Here is a 585-nt window from a genome sequence, read left to right on the forward strand (position 1 = left end):
GCGTCGTCACCAACTCCGGCATGCTGGAAGCGACCGGTTCGGGCGGCCTGGTCGTCGCCGGCGGGCTGGCGAATTCCGGCATGCTCTCGGCCAATGGCGGCAACATTGTCATCCACGGCGAAGTCACCGGTGACGGCGATGCCACGATCGGCAACCTGTCGAAGCTGGAATTCGGCGCAGCCTCGTCGATGGATGTCACCTTTGCGCAGAATGCGGCCGGCACGCTGGAGCTCGACGACTCCTTTGACTACGGCGGACGGATCGGCGGTATCACCAACGACGACAAGCTGGACCTCAACGACATCCTATTCGGTGTCGGAACGACGGTCGTCTATCAGGCGAGCCAGGATGGCAGTGGCGGCACGTTGACCGTCTCGGACGGCGCGCACAATGCCACGCTGCATTTGCTCGGCACTTACGATGCGAGCGGCTTCAAGCTCGCCGATGACGGCGAGGGCCATACGGTCGTGACCTACAATCCGGCGGAGTTCACCCTGACGGGAATCGGCAGCGGGACGAGCGAGCTGGTGTGAACCGACAGGCGGGCTGCCGGCAGCGGCGGCTCGCCTCTCTGAAAACTCGGCC

Annotated in this window: 1 pseudogene; it reads left to right on the forward strand. The window is 64.6% G+C overall.

Annotated features, from left to right (window positions below):
- Positions 1-533: pseudogene (locus tag EOA32_RS37625) on the forward strand (adhesin); the annotation flags it as partial.
- Positions 534-585 lie beyond the last annotated feature (52 nt).

The organism is Mesorhizobium sp. M1A.F.Ca.ET.072.01.1.1, assembly GCF_004023325.1.
Taxonomy (GTDB): Bacteria; Pseudomonadota; Alphaproteobacteria; order Rhizobiales; family Rhizobiaceae; genus Mesorhizobium.